General features: G+C 71.9%; 12 protein-coding genes. 2 read left to right on the forward strand and 10 right to left on the reverse strand.

Annotation, left to right across the window (positions count from 1 at the left end; translation table 11 throughout):
• Positions 1-35: 35 nt before the first annotated feature.
• From J4H91_RS10645 to J4H91_RS10680, 8 genes are all read right to left on the reverse strand, one after another.
• Entirely contained in the window at positions 36-908 is an 873-nt protein-coding gene (locus tag J4H91_RS10645) for a hypothetical protein (RefSeq protein WP_208046239.1), read from the reverse strand.
• A gap of 5 nt (positions 909-913) precedes the next feature.
• Positions 914-1777 (reverse strand): PP2C family protein-serine/threonine phosphatase, encoded by an 864-nt coding sequence (locus tag J4H91_RS10650; RefSeq protein ID WP_243752887.1) that lies wholly within the window; start codon positions 1775-1777, stop codon positions 914-916.
• Positions 1774-4191, reverse strand: coding sequence for a transglutaminaseTgpA domain-containing protein (locus tag J4H91_RS15910; RefSeq protein WP_208046240.1), 2418 nt, complete (start codon positions 4189-4191; stop codon positions 1774-1776). The genes J4H91_RS10650 and J4H91_RS15910 overlap by 4 nt, the downstream gene beginning before the upstream one ends.
• Complete coding sequence (locus J4H91_RS15795; RefSeq protein WP_208046241.1) at positions 4188-5621, reverse strand: DUF58 domain-containing protein; 1434 nt, start codon at positions 5619-5621, stop codon at positions 4188-4190. The genes J4H91_RS15910 and J4H91_RS15795 overlap by 4 nt, the downstream gene beginning before the upstream one ends.
• On the reverse strand, positions 5618-6616 hold the full coding sequence (locus J4H91_RS10665) for an AAA family ATPase (RefSeq protein WP_208046242.1): 999 nt from the start codon (positions 6614-6616) through the stop codon (positions 5618-5620). Before J4H91_RS10665 ends, J4H91_RS15795 begins: the two co-directional genes overlap by 4 nt.
• Positions 6617-6714: 98 nt before the next feature.
• Positions 6715-12678 carry an Ig-like domain-containing protein gene (locus J4H91_RS10670; RefSeq protein WP_243752888.1) on the reverse strand — a complete coding sequence of 1988 codons (5964 nt, stop codon included), beginning with the start codon at positions 12676-12678 and terminating at the stop codon, positions 6715-6717.
• A complete protein-coding gene (locus tag J4H91_RS10675; RefSeq protein WP_208046243.1) occupies positions 12678-13772 on the reverse strand; it encodes a protein kinase domain-containing protein in 1095 nt (364 codons plus the stop codon). Before J4H91_RS10675 ends, J4H91_RS10670 begins: the two co-directional genes overlap by 1 nt.
• 179 nt (positions 13773-13951) lie before the next feature.
• Positions 13952-14752: a nitrilase-related carbon-nitrogen hydrolase gene (locus tag J4H91_RS10680; protein WP_208046244.1), complete on the reverse strand. Its 801-nt coding sequence runs from the start codon at positions 14750-14752 to the stop codon at positions 13952-13954.
• Positions 14753-14799: 47 nt separating this feature from the next.
• On the opposite strand from J4H91_RS10680, the gene J4H91_RS10685 reads away from it, so the two are divergent.
• Positions 14800-15453, forward strand: a complete 654-nt coding sequence (locus J4H91_RS10685; RefSeq protein WP_208046245.1) for a GntR family transcriptional regulator — start codon at positions 14800-14802, stop codon at positions 15451-15453.
• Between the two features lie 103 nt (positions 15454-15556).
• Here J4H91_RS10685 and J4H91_RS15985 read toward each other — a convergent pair whose 3' ends face one another.
• The gene (locus tag J4H91_RS15985) at positions 15557-15682 is read right to left on the reverse strand and encodes a hypothetical protein (RefSeq protein WP_424960844.1); all 126 of its coding nucleotides are present in this window, start codon (positions 15680-15682) and stop codon (positions 15557-15559) included.
• A 6-nt stretch (positions 15683-15688) separates the two neighbouring features.
• A complete protein-coding gene (locus tag J4H91_RS10690) occupies positions 15689-16936 on the reverse strand; it encodes an MFS transporter (RefSeq protein ID WP_424960845.1) in 1248 nt (415 codons plus the stop codon).
• 88 nt (positions 16937-17024) lie between these two features.
• On the opposite strand from J4H91_RS10690, the gene J4H91_RS10695 reads away from it, so the two are divergent.
• Positions 17025-17720, forward strand: coding sequence for a DUF2848 domain-containing protein (locus J4H91_RS10695; RefSeq protein ID WP_208046246.1), 696 nt, complete (start codon positions 17025-17027; stop codon positions 17718-17720).
• Positions 17721-17764: the final 44 nt, after the last annotated feature.

Below are 17764 nucleotides of genomic sequence, written 5' to 3' on the forward strand. Positions count from 1 at the left end.
CATGAATTCCGGCGTCGGCCCAGCCGGAGCAGTCATCAGGCGAAGGCGAGGCGCGCCATGAGCCAGAGCCCGCAGGCGGAGACCGCGATGGCGGCGGCGTAGCAGGCGAGCGTGACGAGTCTCGTCCGTGCGAACCGCCGCTCGAGCGAGGGCATGTCCGGCCGCACGATCGCGGGCGGCGCCTCGCCCTCGGGAGCCGGGCCGATGCGCTGCAGCACGGCGTCGGGCGCGGCAGGGCCGCCGTCCGTGGTCGTGGCCCGCGCGCCGTAGACCCGGGGGATCGTGCCGGCGTTCCGCAGCGCGGCCTGAAGGTCGCCCGTCTGTCCGTCGACCTGCGGCAGGGGTGGAGCGGGCGGCTGCGATGGGACGGGGGGCGGTGGGACCGGCGGTGCGGGAGGCGGCGGAACCGGCGGTGCGGGCGTTTCGGATCCGCGAGGGATCCCTCGCCCCGTCACCGCAGGCGCGCCTCCCGCGCCCTCGCGCCCGACCGGTTCCGAGACGCCGCCGCTCGGCTGCGCCAGCGGCCGAGCGCTCTCGGCCTCACCGCGCTCTTCGACGCGCCGCCGCGGTGCGACGCGGGTCTCGTCTGCGTCGGGAGCAGCGCCCGAGCGGGGGCGACGCGGGGCGATGCGCGTGGCATCCTCGTCGACTGCGGGCCGCCGCGGGACCACGCGCGTCGCGTCCCCGTCGTCCCGGGGGCGGCGGGGCGACACCCGCGTGGCATCGTCCTCGTCCTCTTCCTCGACGCGGCGCGCGACGACCCTCGTCGCCTCATCCTCCTCGGCGCCGGATCGGCGGGGCACGACCCGCGTCGCCTCATCCTCCTCGGAGGCGGGGCGGCGCGACGGAACCACGCGCGTCGCGTCCTCCTCCTCGCGCTGCGCCTCGTCCAGAGGCTCCTCGGGCATCGCGTTCATCCCCGCACCGGCCTCGTGACCTCGATGGTCTCCTGGGTGTCCTCGCCCTCGTCGTCCGTCTGTTCGACGACGTCGAAGGGGCCCGTTCCCGCGGAGCCCGCCGAGACCGTATCCACGACGATGACAGTGATGTTGTCGCGGCCGCCCGCCTCGCAAGCCCGGCGCACCAGTTCGTCGGCCACGGCCTCCGACCTGCCGCCGACCGTCAGCACCGCCCGGAGCTCTTCGTCGGCGAGCTCCGTCGTCAGACCGTCGGAGCAGACGAGCAGCCGGGTGCCGGTGCGCACCGGGATGAGCCAGCCGTCGTGCCGCGAGTCCTCGGAGCCGAGCGCCCTCGTGATGACGTTGCGCGGCGTCTCGGCCGCCTCGGCGCGTCCGGCCGCCGCGAGCTCGGCCTGCAGCGAGTGGTCGTCGGTGAGCTGCGAGAGGGCCGTGCCCGTGAGCTGATAGACCCGGGAGTCGCCGATGTTCAGCACGTACCAGTGCGGCGCCGCCTCGTGCTCGATGAGCACGACGCCCGTGAGCGTGCAGCCCGCGCCCCGCTCGGTACCGAAGGCGACGGTGTCGACGGCGCCGCGCGCGGCGGTGATCGCCGCATCGACATCGGCGACGCCGAGCGAGCGTCCCAGAGCGGCGAGTTCGGCGAACGCGCCGATGGCTGCGGCGCTCGCCCGGTCGCCCGCCTCATGCCCGCCCATACCGTCGGCGACGACGTAGACGGGGTGCTCGGCGATCGCCGAATCCTCGTTCACCTGCCTGCGCATGCCGACGTGCGTTCGCGCCGTCGCCTCGATCACGGGCGGCGTCGGCATTCCCGACTCCAGGCGGCCGTGCCGCCCGCCCGCGTACTGCCTGTTCATGCCGTTCCGCCTTCCGCGCGGCCGTGCCGCCTCATGAATCCGATGCCGTACGAGCGCAGCGAGTACGCGGCCCCGAGCCGAGCGCGGCGGCGCAGGGTCGCCTTCCGCTCGGCGCTATCGGCATCCGTCGCCTGCCACAGGGTGTCGGCGATCGAACCGTCGATGCCGTGCGCCGAGAATACCGCTCGATCCACCTGCGCCGCCGCCCACACGGCGGGCTTGCTGCCGATCGCCTCCGCGATCTCCGCGCGGCTCGCCCCCTCGGGAATCGCGACGCCCGCGTCGCGGGCGCGGTCGACGAGCTCTTCCCAGGCCCCGAGCGCCCGGAGCTCCGGGTCGGCCTCGGAGCGCCGCTTGCGGGAGCGCAGGCGCTTCGCGAGCGGCAGGAAGAGGAACGGCAACGCCAGCAGGGCCGCCGAGCCGAGCGACAGGCCGGCGATCCGCAGCAGCGGGCCGAGCCACGGTGCGGCGACGACCTCGGGGTCGTCCTTCGATCCCTCGGTCTGATCGCCGAGACCGACCGGCGGGTCGACCTCCTGCGCGTCGCGCTCCTCGGGAGTGGTCGGGAACTCGGGCAGCTGCTCGCCCTGCTCCAGCCGCTGCGGTGGCTGGGTGACCTGCGGGGTGACGTCGAAGGGCACCCAGGTCGCGCGGTCGCCCCGCACCTCGATCCACGCGGCCAGGTTCTCGCCCGTGCACTCGTCCTCGCAGGCGGGCACGCCCGGGACCTCCTCACCGCCGAGGCGCACCCCGACGACGACACGGGAGTCGTAGCCGAGCGCGCGCGCCACGAGCGCGGCTGCCGCCGCGAACTGCTCGTCGTCGCCGATGCCCGCGACGAGCTGAGCCGCGTTCGCCTCGGGACCGGCGGCGAGCTGCTGGGAGTTGAGCTGCGAGAAGAGCGTCTCGATGCGGGCGAGCGAGTGGCCGCCCGCGCTCGACTCGAACTTCGTGCCGTACTCCTCGCCGAGCCGCTCGATCCAGAGCCGTTCGCCCTCGCGGTCGCTCATCGAGTGGCTCAGGTAGCCGCGCTCTCTGAGCATCCCGATGAGGCCGGCGAGCCCGTCGGCGTCGGCTGCGAGGCCCTGCCGATCGATCCACTTCGCGAGCTCGGGCAGCTCGTCGAGTTCCACGAGAGGCGCCGTCGAACTCGGATCGCCGAGCTCTCCCTCGGGCACCGCAGTCTCCATCTCGGCGGTATAGGCGTCGCCGTCCGCGAGCCCGCGGACCGCGCCCTTCTCGCCGGGCACGGCGATCGCGCCACCCGTCTCGCGATTCACGTAGAACGAGTCGGAGAGCTCGGACGCCCTCGGCCCGCTGAAGACCGGGGGCTCGGCGAGCGGAGCCGTCGGCGCCCAGATGTCGGAGTAGCCCTCGCGCACCTCGACCGAGACGCGACTCGGCTTCGACGCGCGATCCCCGCTCGGGAAGCGCGTGAAACGCCCTGCCGCGTCACCGCTGACGTGGAAGTCGACACCGTCGTACTCGTCGAGCACGGCGAGCCGCAGCCGCTCGGGCAGTGCACCGTCGGCCGAGACGCCGAAGAGCGGCGAGTCGATGCCCGCGTCACGCTTCGCATTGCGATAGGAGGCGAGCGGGCTGGGCCGATCCCTCACCACCAGCTCGGGATCGATCGAGTCGCGGGGCACAGCGCGCGCGCCCGCGTCGAGCATCGGTGCGAAGAGCAGACCGGCGGCGAGCGCCGCGACGAGGATGCCCGCACCGACGGCGGCGCGCACGACGCCTCCCTTGCGCAGTTGCGGCTCGCCCTCGGTGCGACCGAGACGCAGGGCTGCGCGGCGCTCGGCACCCGCCGTCCAGACGATCCACACCGCTGCGAGCACGGCAGCCGCGAGCCACAGGCCGATCTCGCGCGGAGCCGCTATGCTCACGGGCCCCAGGTGGAGCGGTGCGCTGACGGCCGAGGCGCCGAAGACGGTGCCGAACGCGACCGGGGCGAGCATCGGCAGCGCCGCCAGCACCGGCCATCTGCCTCCCCGCAGCGCGATGAACACGACGAGCAGCGCCGTGGCGAACATGACGACGTAAGCGGGCACGAGCACCGTCTGGTAGGTGCCGACCGGCAGCGTCAGCGTGAGCAGCTGCTTCCAGCCGAGCGCGATCGCGGCCAGCCCGTCGCCGAGGCCGCGCAGCGGCCCGCTCGCGATCGACTGCGGAACCGCGACGGGCACCACTGTGAGGGCGAACACGCCGAGCACGAGGGCGGCGAAGACCGGGAAGGAGAGCCGCCAGCGCTCGCGCGCCCAGGCGAGGCCTGCGCCGAGCACGAGCGCGACGAGCGCGACGAGCCACAGCCAGCCGGTGCGGTAGATCGGCCAGGCGGCGAGCACGCCGATGGCGAGCGCGACCGCCGCCGCCGCGATGCCCCCCGCGAGGCGCACGCCGGCCCTCACAGCGCGCTCCTGATCATCATCTGCGGCAGGTCGCCCAACGCGCCTACAGTGAACATGGTGAGCGGGTCGACGCGCTGCGCGCGCGGCTCGGCGTGGAGCTCGCAGCGCACCGCGACCACGTGCACGTCGGGAGTGAACGCGACGGCCGCGCGGCGGATGCGGGTGGCGTCGACGGCTCCTCCCGTCACGATCGCGACGATCGACAGGGGCCGCCTCGAGTGCGCGAGGCCCTTCGCGAGTGCTTCGAAGGGCAGCCCCTCGGGCGCCGTCTCCAGCTCGGACCATGCGTTCAGCAGCTGCTGCGGATCGCGCGACGGCAGCTCCTCGAGACCGTCGATGCTCGGGCGCACACGACCGGGCGCCCACGCCGAGGCGACGAAGCGCTCGCGCCCCTCGCGCACGGCCTGCACCGAGATCGACGCGGCGACGCTCACCCCGAGCTCGAATTCGTCATCGCTGCGGTACTCCTCGCGCCTGGCGTCGAAGAGCACGGCGACGCGCGCGGTCTGCGACTCCTCGTACTGACGCACCATGAGGGTTCCCGTCTTCGCCGTGGACTTCCAGTGGACGTGGCGCATGGCGTCGCCCGGCGCGTACTCGCGCACCGCGTAGAAGGAGAGATCGGAGTCGGTGAGGCGGCGGCTCGACGCGCCCTCGAGATCGCGCACGAGGCCCGCGGTGTTGGGCGGGAGCTGCGCGGTGGCCGGGTGCACGTAGAGCAGGTGCCGTTCGGGCCAGGTGACCTCGCGGCGCAGCAGCGCGAGCGGGTCGCGGCGGGCGACGGTGAGCGGGCCGACGCGGATCACGCCGCGGTGCGGCGCGGGCACGACGACCTCGAGGTCGACGCTCTGGCCGGGGCCGATGAACGGGATGGTGATCTCTCGCAGCGCCTGGCCGATGGGCAGCTCGGCGACGGCGGGCAGCGCGGGTCGAGCGCCCCGGTTCTCGACGTGCAGCCGCACCTGGGCGCGGCCACCCGCGACGACGCTCTGCCTGTCGAGCACGATGCCGACGCTGTAGGCGCGGCTGCCGATGAGGAAGGGCAGCGCGACGAGCAGCATGAGAGCGCCGACCACGGCCACGAACCAGGCCTCGATCCACGAGCAGGCGATGCCGAGCGCGAAGCCGACCGCGGTGAGCACGATCACGAACCAGCCGAGCGGCGTGATCGCCTGGGTCACCGCTCGCTGCGCACGGCCCAGGCGACGACGCGTGCGGCGCAGCCAGCGGCGTGCGGCGAGGCGGCGGCGCTCGGCCGGCGCGAGCCGGTGCGTGCGCGTGCCGGTCTCCCCGAGGCGCGTGGTCGTGCCCCGGGTGCCTCTGGTTCCACGGGTGCCGCGGGTGCCGCGGGTACCGCGGGTACCGAGCGTGCCCCGTGTGCCGCGCGTGCCGGTGCGGAAGAGCCGACCGCGGGTGCTCTCGTTGCTCACGCGGTGCCGTTCTCCTGAGGGATCGGGGTGTCGAGCAGGATCTGTCCGATGACGGCCTCGGCGGTGACGCCGTCGAACTCGGCCTCGGGCTCGAGCACGAGGCGGTGGGCCAGCACCGGGGTGGCGAGCTCGCGCACGTCGTCGGGGGTGACGTAGGGTCGGCCCGCGACGAGCGCCCACGCCGAGGCCATGCGCTGCAGGCTGAGGGCGCCGCGCACGCTCGCACCCAGGCGCACCTCGGCCGCCCTGCGCGTCGACTCCACGAGTCGGGTGATGTACTCGGCGATGAGCGGGCTCACGTAGACGCTGCGCGAGAACTGCTGCAGCTGGGTGAGAGTGCCGACGTTCATCACGGCCGGCACCTCGGGCGTGACCGCGCTCTGCTGCAGGATGCGCATCATCGCGGCGTCATCGGGATAGCCGATCGAGGTCTTCACCATGAAGCGGTCGAGCTGGGCCTCGGGCAGCCGGTAGGTGCCCGCCTGCTCGACCGGGTTCTGGGTGGCGATCACGAGGAAGGGCGAGCTGACGGGGTGGGTCTGCCCGTCGACCGTGACCTGGTGCTCCTCCATCACCTCGAGCAGCGCCGACTGGGTCTTCGGGCTCGCGCGGTTGATCTCGTCGGCGAGCACGACGTTCGCGAAGATCGGGCCCGCATGGAACTCGAAGATGCCCTGCTTCTGGTCGTAGACGGTGATGCCGGTCACGTCGCCCGGCAGCAGATCGGGAGTGAACTGAATGCGCGACGAGGTGCCGTGCATCGACTTCGCGAGCGCGCGGGCCAGCGCGGTCTTGCCCGTTCCCGGCACGTCCTCGAGCAGCACGTGGCCCCCGGCGATGGTCGTGGCGAGCACCAGCTCGATCACGCGGCGCTTGCCCTGGATGGCGTGCTCCATCGCGTCTGCTGCGGTGCTCACGGCTTCGCTCGCCCAGCTCGCGCGCTCGTCGGTGAGCGGGCCGGTCGTCTCGGCCACGAGGTTCGGCTCGGGTGTCATCTGCGGTTCCTTCTCTCGGTGCGAGGAGTCTCGGTGCTGGTCGGGTCGTCTTGGGTCGGGGTGAGGGATCCCTCGCCCACGGGTCGGGGCGAACGATGCTAGGGGCAGGCGTTCACCTGTGCGGTCAGCGTCTGCAACGGCGCGTATGCTCCACTCCACGCCACGGTAAGCGTCGCATTGGGGCGATCATACGTCGGTGTCGCAGAGCCCCTGGCCGCCGGGTCGATGCGGTTCAGCAGATCGGCGGTCGTTGCGGTCGTGGCCACGCATCCCGAGAGGTCTACCGTGACCGGGCCCGGCACGTTGCCCTCGATCGCCACGGCCTCGGAGCAGACGTTGTTCTTGCACTGCGCAACCGAGTAGGTGTTGCCGGCGACCACCGGGCTCGGGAAATTGCCGCCCTGCGCCGCCCCGTTGACGTAGTACTGCAGTTGGTGGCTGTTGTCCACTCGCTCGACGGTGGGCCCAGAGGCCTGGGTATACCGCGCCTGGTTGCCGCCGACACTGGGGGTGGTGTTGATCGTCCAGCCGGCCGTGACCGTCGGCGGAGGCGGCGATCCACCAATGGGCACGTCGATCGACACCGACTGAGCATCACCCCATTCGTTCTTGGCGCACGCGGTGACGGTCGCCGCTTGATAGGTCGTCCCGGTGACTTCCTTGGTTCCTGTTGTGCCGTTCGTGCTGGGGAGACAGAAGCCGCTGGTCGTGGCGTCCCACCTCGGACTCGCGCCGCCGCGGGAATCGACCGTAACGCTCACCGTCGCTTTGTTGCTGCCCTGCGCGGACTCCACGAAGGCGACGGAGACGATCGGCCGACCGCTCACCTCAATCGTTCCGTTCGCGACGGATCCCTCGGCAGAGGCTCCGTTCGGCACCTCGTACGCGGTCTTCGGCACCACCGTGTAGCTCGCCGTGCCGACGGCGACGCCGGGAACGTCGACCTGGGTGTTGCGGCCCGACGCGGAGGTCTCGATACCGCCGACGATCACTCGGTAGCCGCTCGTGCCGTTGCCGCCCTGGATCTTCAATCGCACCGTGCCGCTGTCGGGCGACTCTGCGGAGCGCTGCTCCGGGGTGACGGTCGGGGCATCCGGAGCGCGGTAAGCCCACGCGACAGCCCCGTTCGCCGACGGATCGGAATCGCCGACGGCGTTGGTCGCCACGGCGGTGTAGGTGTGCTTCGCACCGTTCTCGAGGCCTCCGACGGTGCAGGTGAACTGACCGCCGCCGCCGGAGCAGCTCGCGCCGACGGGGCTTCCGTCGCGGAGCAGCTTCACTCCCGAAACGCCCGGGTACGAGGCCTCGCCGCTGAGCACGACGGACAGCGTCACGCTGTTCTCGGTGTAGCCGACCTGGCTGACCCCGGTCGGCGGGCGCGGCACGCCCTGCGCGTCGAGCTCGATGACGCCCTGGCCCACCCGGTTCTGCGCGTCGCGCACCGTGAAGGTCGCGGTGCACTTGCCGCCCGCGCCCTTCGCCCCGTTCGGCCAGCCGACGGAGACGCCCTCGCCCGTCGACTGGAAAGTGCCGACGGCGCAGGCGCCGCCGCTCACGGACTCGAGCGTGAGCCCGCCGCCGCTCTTGCCCCGGAAGGGATCGTATTCTCCCGGCGCTCCGATGAGCTGCGTCTGGCAGTTGGAGCCGACGGTGCAGCTCAGCTGCACGGTCGCGCCCCGCGGCGTGTCCCTGGCAGCCTCGCCGACGCGCAGTGTGAGTGGTGCCTGGCTCTCACCGGCGCCGCTCACGCTCACGACGAGCGCGTCCTGCGTGCCGGGCACCGCGTCTGCGCGAGCCTGCACGGTGAGCTGCGATCCGCCGGGAGCGACCTCGAAGGCCCCGCCCCCGCCGCTGATGCTGAACGCCAGCTTGCCGGTGTTGCCCTCGCGGCCGCCCTGCCAGCGCACCATGTCGACCAGGTTGATCGTCTCCGAGGCGCCCGGGGAGACCGTGCGCGTCAGCGTCTCGAGTTCGGCGACCGGCTCGTTCGGCACGATCTCGATCGGCACGGCGAGCTGCGTCCACGCCTTCTGCTCGGTGAGCTTGACCGAGACGACGCAGGTGTCGGTCCACGGGCCTCCCTTGCCTGCGGCGTAGCTCAGGCTCGAAGCGCCCTTGGCCGTGCAGCTCGCCTGCCCGCGCTGCGTCGTGAACGCGCCCGACTTCAGCTCGGCGCGATCCCCCGAGGCGAGGTCGACGATGTCGTCGAGCGCCGCGTCGGCCGTCTTGCCCTCCTCGACGCGGATGGGGGCGAGACCGGGTTTCAGCGTGAGCCGCAGCTCGTCGAGCGGCGGCACCACCAGGAAGCCGAACGACTCCACCTCCTCGCCCGTGACATCGGTGCCGGAGAGCCTGAAGGCCACGAGGTCGCCCTCGGCCCGGTACTTGCCCACGATGTTGCTGCCCTTGGCGCTGAAGCGGTCGGCTGCGGAGCCCCAGACCGACAGCTCGAGGGATCGCACATCGCCTCCGGCCCAGTACACCCGGTCGGTCACGACGTCGACTCCGCCGCGCTCGAGCTCGGCACGATCCCTCGCGGACAGCACGGTGTCCATGACCGTCGGAGCCTGCTGGCCGACGCGAGCGGAGGTCTGCACGACGATCAGGCCGTCGGCGGTGCTCGAGCTCTCGGAGGAGCGCACGGTGTAGCGGTAGGAGACGGTTCCGAGCTCGTCGCCGGCGCGAACGGCGATGCGCCCCTTCTTGAGCTCGGAGGTGTCGAGGCGGTCGGCGAGTTCGCGGTACTGCGGCGAGTTCTCGCCACCCGGCACGTTCGGCACCACCTCGACGATCGACAGGCGGCCGTTCGCCGGGTCGATGTCGTTGTCGAGCGGGCGCACCGACGCGGCGTCCTTCGCACCCTTCGCGAGGCGCACGTAGTCGCTGTAGGTGATCGGGGCGCCGCCGTTCGGGTCGGCCTCCGTGACGATCACGCGGAGCCGCCCCTCGGCCTCGCCGCCGAACTCGTCGCGCACCGAGTAGCCGAGCAGCACCATGCCCGGCTTCGCCTTCGTCGACGCCTCGACCTGGATCGCGGAGCTGCGAGGCGCGAGCGTCGCCGACAGCTGCGGATCCTCCGGGCTGTCGACGCCCACGAGACGCACCCTGTCGCCGTCGGGGTCGACGCCGGAGAGCGGGACGGGGAGCGATGACCGCTCCCCCGGTGCGAGGCGCACCGTCAGCGTGCGGGGCTGCGGATCGCGATTGCCCTCGCGGGGCAGCACCGTGACGCGCACCTGGGCGACGTCGCTCGCCTCCGGAGAACTCGCGCTGTAGGTCGTGTAGCTGAGGGTGTAGGTGCCGGGCTCCTTCGGGGCGAGGTAGCGCAGGGTGTTACCAGACGCGAAGGCGAGCTCGCCCTTCGCCTCCGAGCCGCTGATCTCGGGGTGCAGCACGAGCCGCTGCCCAGGGGGCGCCACATCGTTGTCGAGCACGGCGATATCCGCCACGGCGCCGGCGCGCACCGTCGCGGAGTCGGCGACCGCGATCGCACCGGCGGAGCCCGTGTCGGGCACCTGGAAGACGGTGAGCCTGCCGACGGAGACGTCTGCGCCCTCCGCGATCGACACGTCGGCGGCGCCGATGCGACCCGGTGCGCCGTCGGGCGTGCTGCCCGAGACGCGCACCTTCGCGTGCTCGACCACGTCGGCGCGCAGTTCGCCGTCGACGACGTTCGCCGAGCGCACCACGAGCGCTCGGCCGTCGGCGCCGGGTACGGCGTCGAGCACATCGACGGTCGTGTCGGCGAGCGGACGCACGAAGGCGCGCAGCGGCGGCAGGCCGAGCTTCGGCCTGGCCTCGACCGCGGTCACCCGCAGCGTGCCCGAGATCTCGGACTCGGTGCCGGTGTCGCGCGCCGTGAGCGCGATCACGGTGACGCCGGGTTCCTTGGCGCTCACCTCGACGGTGCCGGCCCCGGCGTTCACCGCGGCCGTCGCGGTGCCCGACTGCACGCTCGCGTCGACGAGGGCGTACGATCCCGAGCCGCCGACGATGCGCGACAGGGGGCGCACCGTAGTCGGCTGCCCGACCTGCGCAGTCGCCGCGACGGGGGTCATCTCGGCCTTCGCGTTGCTGCGGATCTGCACGCGCAGCTCGCGCTCCGTGCGCTCACCGCGCGAGTCGGCGACCGTCACGCGCACGGAGACATCGCCATCGGCGGCATTCGGGTCGGTGTGGCGCAGCGCGAACCGTCCGTCGGCGGTGACGAGCGCGCGCACCGGGTCCTCGACGTTCGCCGGCACCGCCGACTCGAGCATCATCGGGTCGCCCTCGGGGTCGACCCAGCCCTCGAGCAGGGGCAGCACGAGGGTGCCGCCCGGCGCGAGCTCGGGGCTCGGCCACTCGCGCTGGCATCCCTGCACGGGGCACCACTGCGGGCCGGTGTTGGCCTCGGGGTCCGCGACCGTGAGCGTCACCGTCGCGGGCTCCGAGACCAGCGCTCCGTCGGTGATGCGGTAGCTGAAGGTCGCGGAGCCGGTCGCGTCGGGCTGCGGCTGCACCACGAGCGACTGGCCGTCCGTGAGCATCGAGACCGTTCCGAACGACTCGGGCAGTCCTTCCCCCAGCCCCTCGGGAACTATGGTCAGCACGTCCTTGCGGTTCGGGTCGAAGTCGTTGAGCAGCAGGGGCAGCGGCGCCGGCTCTCCCGCACGCACACCGAAGGCGTCGGCGACGGCGACGGGGGGCTCCTGCTCGGTCACGTCGGTGACCACGACGGAGCCGTCGCGTTCCTTGGGCGGGTCGACGAGCGACCACTGCTCGACCGGGATGAGCTCGCCGTCGGGCACCGTCCACAGCATGCCGGTCTTGACCTCGGAGACGAGCGCGCTCGTGCCGCTCGTACGGATCACGGGCTCGGGGTCGCCCGGCATCTTCACATCCGGGTCCAGGTCGAGAGGGATCGCGTCGGCCTTCGAAGACCACAACCGCCCGGAGTCGGTCCCGAGCCAGGCGGCGTAGCGATCCTTGCCGATCGCGATCGGCTGGGCGGGCACGCCGCCCTCCGAGTCGACGCGCGCGGCGGAGTCGCGCTCGACCGACCACAGCCCGCCCTCGTCGGCGACGAGCACGTTCGCGCCCGCGGTCTCGGAGCTCGACGCCTGCAGCTCGGCATCGCCCTCGAGCTTCATCTCGACCGGCTCGCCGGATCCCTCGCGCCACAGCCTGCCCGATTCGGTGTCGAGCAGCACCCACTCGCCGGCGACGATCGCGAACTGCAGGCTCTCCGTCGGAGCCCCCTCGGGCACCTCGCTCGTGCCGCGCACGAACTCGCCGCGGTCGATGTCGTACCAGCGCACGGCCCGCTCGGCAGACGAGTAGAGCGCGACGAGACCGTCGGCGTCGATGGCCGCGGCATCGGCCTGGTAGGCCTGCGGCTCCTCGTCGCCCGCTTCCTCGCCCGCTTCGGCGTTCTCCTCGGCGAGCGGGTCGAGCGGCGACGGCTGACCGAGCTCGGAGGCCCCCTCCGCTCCCTCGTAGAGGCTGAGGAACACCTCCCCCTCCTCGGTGCGGAAGATCACGCCGTCCGACGACGCGACCACGTCGCGCGTGCCGTCCGGCGTGCGCATCGCCATGGGGCCCGACTGGGAGATTCCGGCCGGCTGCGCCTCGGCACCGCCGGTCTGCGCGTCGCCGGCCTCCTGCGCCTCGCCGCCCTCCGCCGAGTCCTCGACGAGGTCGGCGGGCAGGCTCGGATCGATCGCCCAGGCGCGGCCGTTGCCGTGGCTCAGCACCACGCCGTGCGACCCCGACTGCACGAGTCCCGTCGGATCCTCGACCTTGCGCACGGTGTCGATCTCGCCGGTCAGCGTGTTGACCCTCGCGTACTGTCCCGCACTGCGCACGGCCCACACCGAGGGCTCCTCGCGCGGAGTCTCCCTGGCGTCGTACCCCGCCGCGATCACCGCGATCGTCGCGATCAGTGCGAGCGAGACACCGCCCGCCGCCCAGCTGATCAACCGGCTGCGGCGGGAACTCGCGCCGCCTCGAGGCGCGGCCGGCCTGCGCCTGGCCGCCCGTGAGGCGCGCGGCGACTTCGGAGCCCGCGGATCCCTCGCCATCAGAAGCCCCCCATCAGTCCGAACACCGCTGCCGCCGCGGCGAGCACCGCGAGCGCGGAAGCCGCACCGATCAGCACCGGCTTCAGAGACGAGGAGCCCGACCTGCGCTTCGGCCCCTCATCGGCGCGCAGACGATCCGCGAGCTCGGAGCGGCGCTTCGCGCGGCCCTCCGCCTGCACGGTCGAGACGACCGGTCCGCGAACGCCGGCGACCGTCGCGGCGGGCGGCACCCACGCCGAGCCGACCACGTCGAGCGGGGTCGCATCGAAACCGTAGTGGCGCTGCAGCTGCTGCAGCGCCTCGCCGAACTCTCGCATGGAGGCGTAGCGCTGCTCCGGCCGCTGCGCGAGCGCCCGCGCGATCACCCGGTCGAAGGCCTCGTAGCCCTGCGCGCCCGGCACCGGCTTGTAGTGCGCCCGCTTGATCCGTTCGACGAGGCGCGACTCGGTCTCCTGCGAACCGACCGGCCGCGCGAACGGCGAGCGACCTGCGGCGAAGGTGTACAGCGTCGCGCCCAGCGACCAGACCTCGCTCGCGATCGTGCCGCTCGTCTGCTCGGTCACCACCTCGGGCGCCGCCCAGGGGATCGACATCGCACGGCTCGTGCCCTCGCCGCGCATCTGGCCGCGCAACGAGACGATGCCGAAGTCGGCGAGCATGGGCCTGCCCGTCGTCGCGATCAACACGTTCGACGGCTTGATGTCGCGGTGCAGCACACCCGACTGGTGCGCGGTCTCGAGCGCACCCGCGAGGCGCACCCCCGCGTCCAGCACCTCGTGCAGCGGGCTCGGGTTGCCCTTCGAGCGGTTGCGCATCGACTCCGGGCAGTATTCCATCGCGATGTACGGGCGCCCGTCCGAGGAGACGCTCGCCGCGAAGATCGACACGATCGTGGGGTGGCTCGAGAGGCGCGCCATGGCGTCAGCCTCGGCTTCGAACGCCGAGCGCGAGCTCGGCGTCGCGAGATCCTCGTCGAGCACCTTGACCGCGACCACGCGCCGCGGCATGTCCTGCTCGTACTGGTACACCTGCGCGAATCCGCCTGCTCCCAGCGGGCGCACGTAGTTGAAGCCCGAGATCCGCGGGGGGCTCACCGATGCGGGGCTAGGCACGGCGGGGCACCGGGCGGGAGTCCAGGCGGAAAGACATGGTCCAATATTACGGCACTCGCGGGTGTGCTCGGATTGCGAGATTCCCGGGAATCCGGCGAGGGATCCTGCCGCGCCGACCGCGCGTCAGGATCCCTCGCCGCGGCAGCGCCGCGCACCCTGCCTCAGTACCCGAGCCTGGCGTTGCGCAGCACGGGGAGGGCGGTCTTCGCACGCTCGACCTCGGCCCGATCGAGGTCGACCACCAGCAGGCCCTCCTCGCCGCCGAGCTCCGCGATCACGCGGCCGAAGGGGTCGGACACGAGGCTGCCGCCGACGCCCGTCGGCGCGCCCGCGACGGCGTCGACGCCAGCGCTCGCGGGATCCGCCTGATCGACCGCGACGACGAAGGCGTTGCTGTCGAGCGCGCGCGCACGGGCCAGCACCCGCCACTGATCGGCCTTGCCCTCGCCCGCGCCCCACGACGCCGAGACGAGCATCACCTCGGCACCCGCTCGCGAGAGCTCGGCGAACAGCTTGGGGAAGCGCACGTCGTAGCAGACGGCGAGGCCGAAACGGCAGCCCTCGATGTCGACCGCGACGGGCGCCTCGCCCGGCTCTACGCCCTCCGACTCCCGGTAGCCGAAGGCGTCGTAGAGGTGCACCTTCGCGTACTCCTCGCGAGTGCCGTCGGGGAGATACGCCGCGAGCAGGTTGCGCACGCGGCCGCCCTCGGCCGGTTCGAATTCGCCCGCGATCACGGCGAGCCCCGTCTCAGCGGCGAGCGCCCTCAGCGCCCCGCGCCACTCCTCGAGATGCGCATCGGCCGCGGCCGCGAGGTCGTTGCCGAAGGCGACCATCGCGGCCTCGGGGAAGACCGCGATGCGCGCCCCCTGCGCCGCCGCCTCGCGCGCCATCGCGCGCACCCTCTCGAGGTTCTCTCCGACGTCTCCGGTCGTGCAGATCTGTGCCAGTGCGAGCTTCATTCTCACGCCTCCTTCTTCCTCATTATGAAACAGATACAGTTGGATTCATGGACACGGTCAGGCGGACGAGCAGTCACAGGCGCGCATACGACTACCTGCGCTCCGACGTGCTCGTGAAGCCGGAGGTGCAGGGCACCTTCCTCAGCGAGCAGGAGGTCGCCGAGGGCGCCGGCGTCTCGCGTACTCCGGTGCGGGAGGCGCTGCGCGTGCTGAACGCGGAAGGCCTCGTCGAGCTGATCCCGAACCGCGGTGCTTTCGTACCGCGACTCACGACCAAGCAGATCCACGATCTCTTCGAGTTCCGCAAGCTGCTCGAGTGCCACGCGGCCGAGACCTGCCTCGAGAACGGCCTCGATCCCACGCCCGGCATGCTGAGCGCCCTCGAGCGCCAGTCCCAGCTCATCTCCTCCGACGATGACGACGCGGGCTTCCGCTTCATCGCCTTCGACCGCGAGTTCCACTTCCACCTCATGCAGGCGGCCGACAACGACGAGATCACCCAGACGTACGAGCGGATCGAGACCCGCCAGCGCATGGTCGGAGCCGCAGCGCTGACCCACCGCTCCCGCCGCGCGGACGTCTGCGACGAGCACCGCGCGATCGTCGACGCGCTGCGCACGGGCGACATCGACGCGGTGCGCGAGGCGATCGGTTCCCACCTGGCCATCACCGAGAACGTGCTGCGGGGCGACTCCGCCTAGCGGCCGGCAGTGCGGGAGCGTCCACGGGAGTCGCCTCAACCGCACCGCCGGCCGGCGCCGCGGGTGATGCCCGCACCGCCGACCGTCGGCACCGTCCGCACCGTCAATCGGCCGCGTGCTCCTCCGAGTAGGTCACGAGGTAGTCGAGATCCTCCTGGGGAGCCGAGTCGCGCCCGAGGCCGAGGCCGAGCAGCGTGAGCGCGCACGCGCCGGTCACGTAGAAGGCCACAGGCAGCTAGTTGGCATCGGGACCCGCGAGCAGGGTGAACATGAGCGGCGCGATCGCGCCGCCGATCACGCCCGCGAAGGTGTAGGCGAGCGACGCACCGGTGTAGCGCAGGCGAGGAGAGAACTGCTCGATCACGAAGGCGGCCTGCGGCCCGTACATGAACGAGTGGCAGGTCCCGGCCACGACCATCGCGAGCACCACGGTGCCGAAGCTGTCGGGCTGCACGACGATGAAGATCAGGTAGGCCCAGATCGCCGCGGCGATCGCCGCGATGGCGTAGAGCAGCCGTCGGTTGACGAAGTCGGAGAGCCAGCCCGCCAGCGGGATGGTGATGAGCTGCGTCGACGAGCCGATGAGCACGCCCGCGAGGATCGTGCTGCGCTCCATCCCGAGGTGGATCGTGCCGTAGGTCAGCAGGAAGACGGTGAAGAGCGCGTAGAACACGTCCGGTCCGACGCGCGACAGCGTCGCCGAGAGCAGCTGCTTGCGCTGCGACTGGAAGACCTCGTAGACCGGACGCTCCGAGCGATCCCCTCGCTCCTGCAGGATCTGGAAGATCGGGGTGTCCTCGAGCTTGAGGCGGATCCAGAGACCGAAGCCGACGAGCACGATCGAGAACAGGAAGGCGACGCGCCACCCCCATGCCTCGAAGGACTGAGCGGTCATGAGCGCGGTCAGCAGCGCGAGCGCGCCGTTGGCGAGCAGGTTGCCGGCGGGCGGGCCGACCTGGGCGGCGGAGGCCCAGAAACCGCGGCGCCTGGGGTCTCCGAACTCGCTCGAGAGCAGCACGGCGCCGCCCCACTCGCCGCCGACCGCGACGCCCTGCGCGAAGCGCAGGAGCACGAGCAGGATCGGCGCCGCGAGGCCGATGGTGTGGTAGGTCGGGAGCAGACCGATGACGAATGTCGCCACGCCGATCATGAGCAGCGTGATCACGAGAACGCGCTTGCGCCCGATGATGTCGCCGAGGCGGCCGAAGATGATGCCTCCGATCGGGCGGGAGACATAGCCCACCGCGTAGGTCGAGAACGCGGCGATGGTCGCCACGTAGGGATCCTCGGCCGGGAAGAAGAGCTCTCCCAGGATGAGGGCCGACGCCGCCGAGTAGACGGCGAAGTCGTACCACTCGAGCGACGTGCCCGAGAGCGACGCCGCGAACGCTTTGTACAGGTCCTTGCGCTTGATGCCCTGCAGCGCCTGCTCGGCCGTCTGCGTATCGACCGCCTGCGCGGCCCCTGGTTCCTGTTGATTCATGTACATGACCTCCTTGTCCTGCGAACGAGTTCAGCTTAGTATAAATTGCATACAACCCGTATACAAGATGGTTTCGAAGAGGAGTGCCATGTCATCTCAGCCCAGCAATCCGACCCTGTCGTTCGAGCTGCCGGATGGCAGCGAGGCGACCGTGACCGTGCAGCGCCTGTTCAACGCGGGCTATGCCGGTAAGAACCAGGAGGAGGTGCGGGCCCACATCGAAGAGCTCGCCGAACTCGGCGTGCCCGCTCCCACCTCCACCCCGACGCTCTTCCCGATCTCCCCCTACCTCGCGCAGCAGACCGACCGCGTCTACGTGCAGCACGGCCGCACCTCGGGCGAGGCCGAGTGGGCCCTCGTCATCGACGACGAGGGCCGCGAGCTGCTCACCGTCGCCTGCGACCACACCGACCGCGAACTCGAGACCCACGGCGTCGCCTGGTCGAAGAACGCCTCCCCCGACGTCATCGGCCGCCGCGCCTGGCTCTACTCCGATGTCGCCGACCGCCTGGACCGCGTCACACTGAGCGGCTGGGTCGGCGAGGACCGCACCGTGATCCAGAACGCCCCCGCAGACGCGCTGCTCGAGCCGTCGTACTGGCTCGAGGTGCTCGCCGAGCGCGGCGAGCGCGAGCCGGGCACCGTCCTCATCTCGGGCACGATCACCATGGACGGCGGCGTCGACCAGTTCGCCGACCGCTGGGGCGCGGCCCTCGAGGATGCCGAGCTCGGCCGCATCGAGGTCGACTACGAGGTCGTGCAGATGGCTGCGCCGATCGAATAGCTCGCACGGTCGCTGCCCACGGCCGTATCCGGGTGAGGGATCCT

This window comes from Leucobacter ruminantium (assembly GCF_017565705.1).
Classification (GTDB): domain Bacteria; phylum Actinomycetota; class Actinomycetes; order Actinomycetales; family Microbacteriaceae; genus Leucobacter; species Leucobacter ruminantium.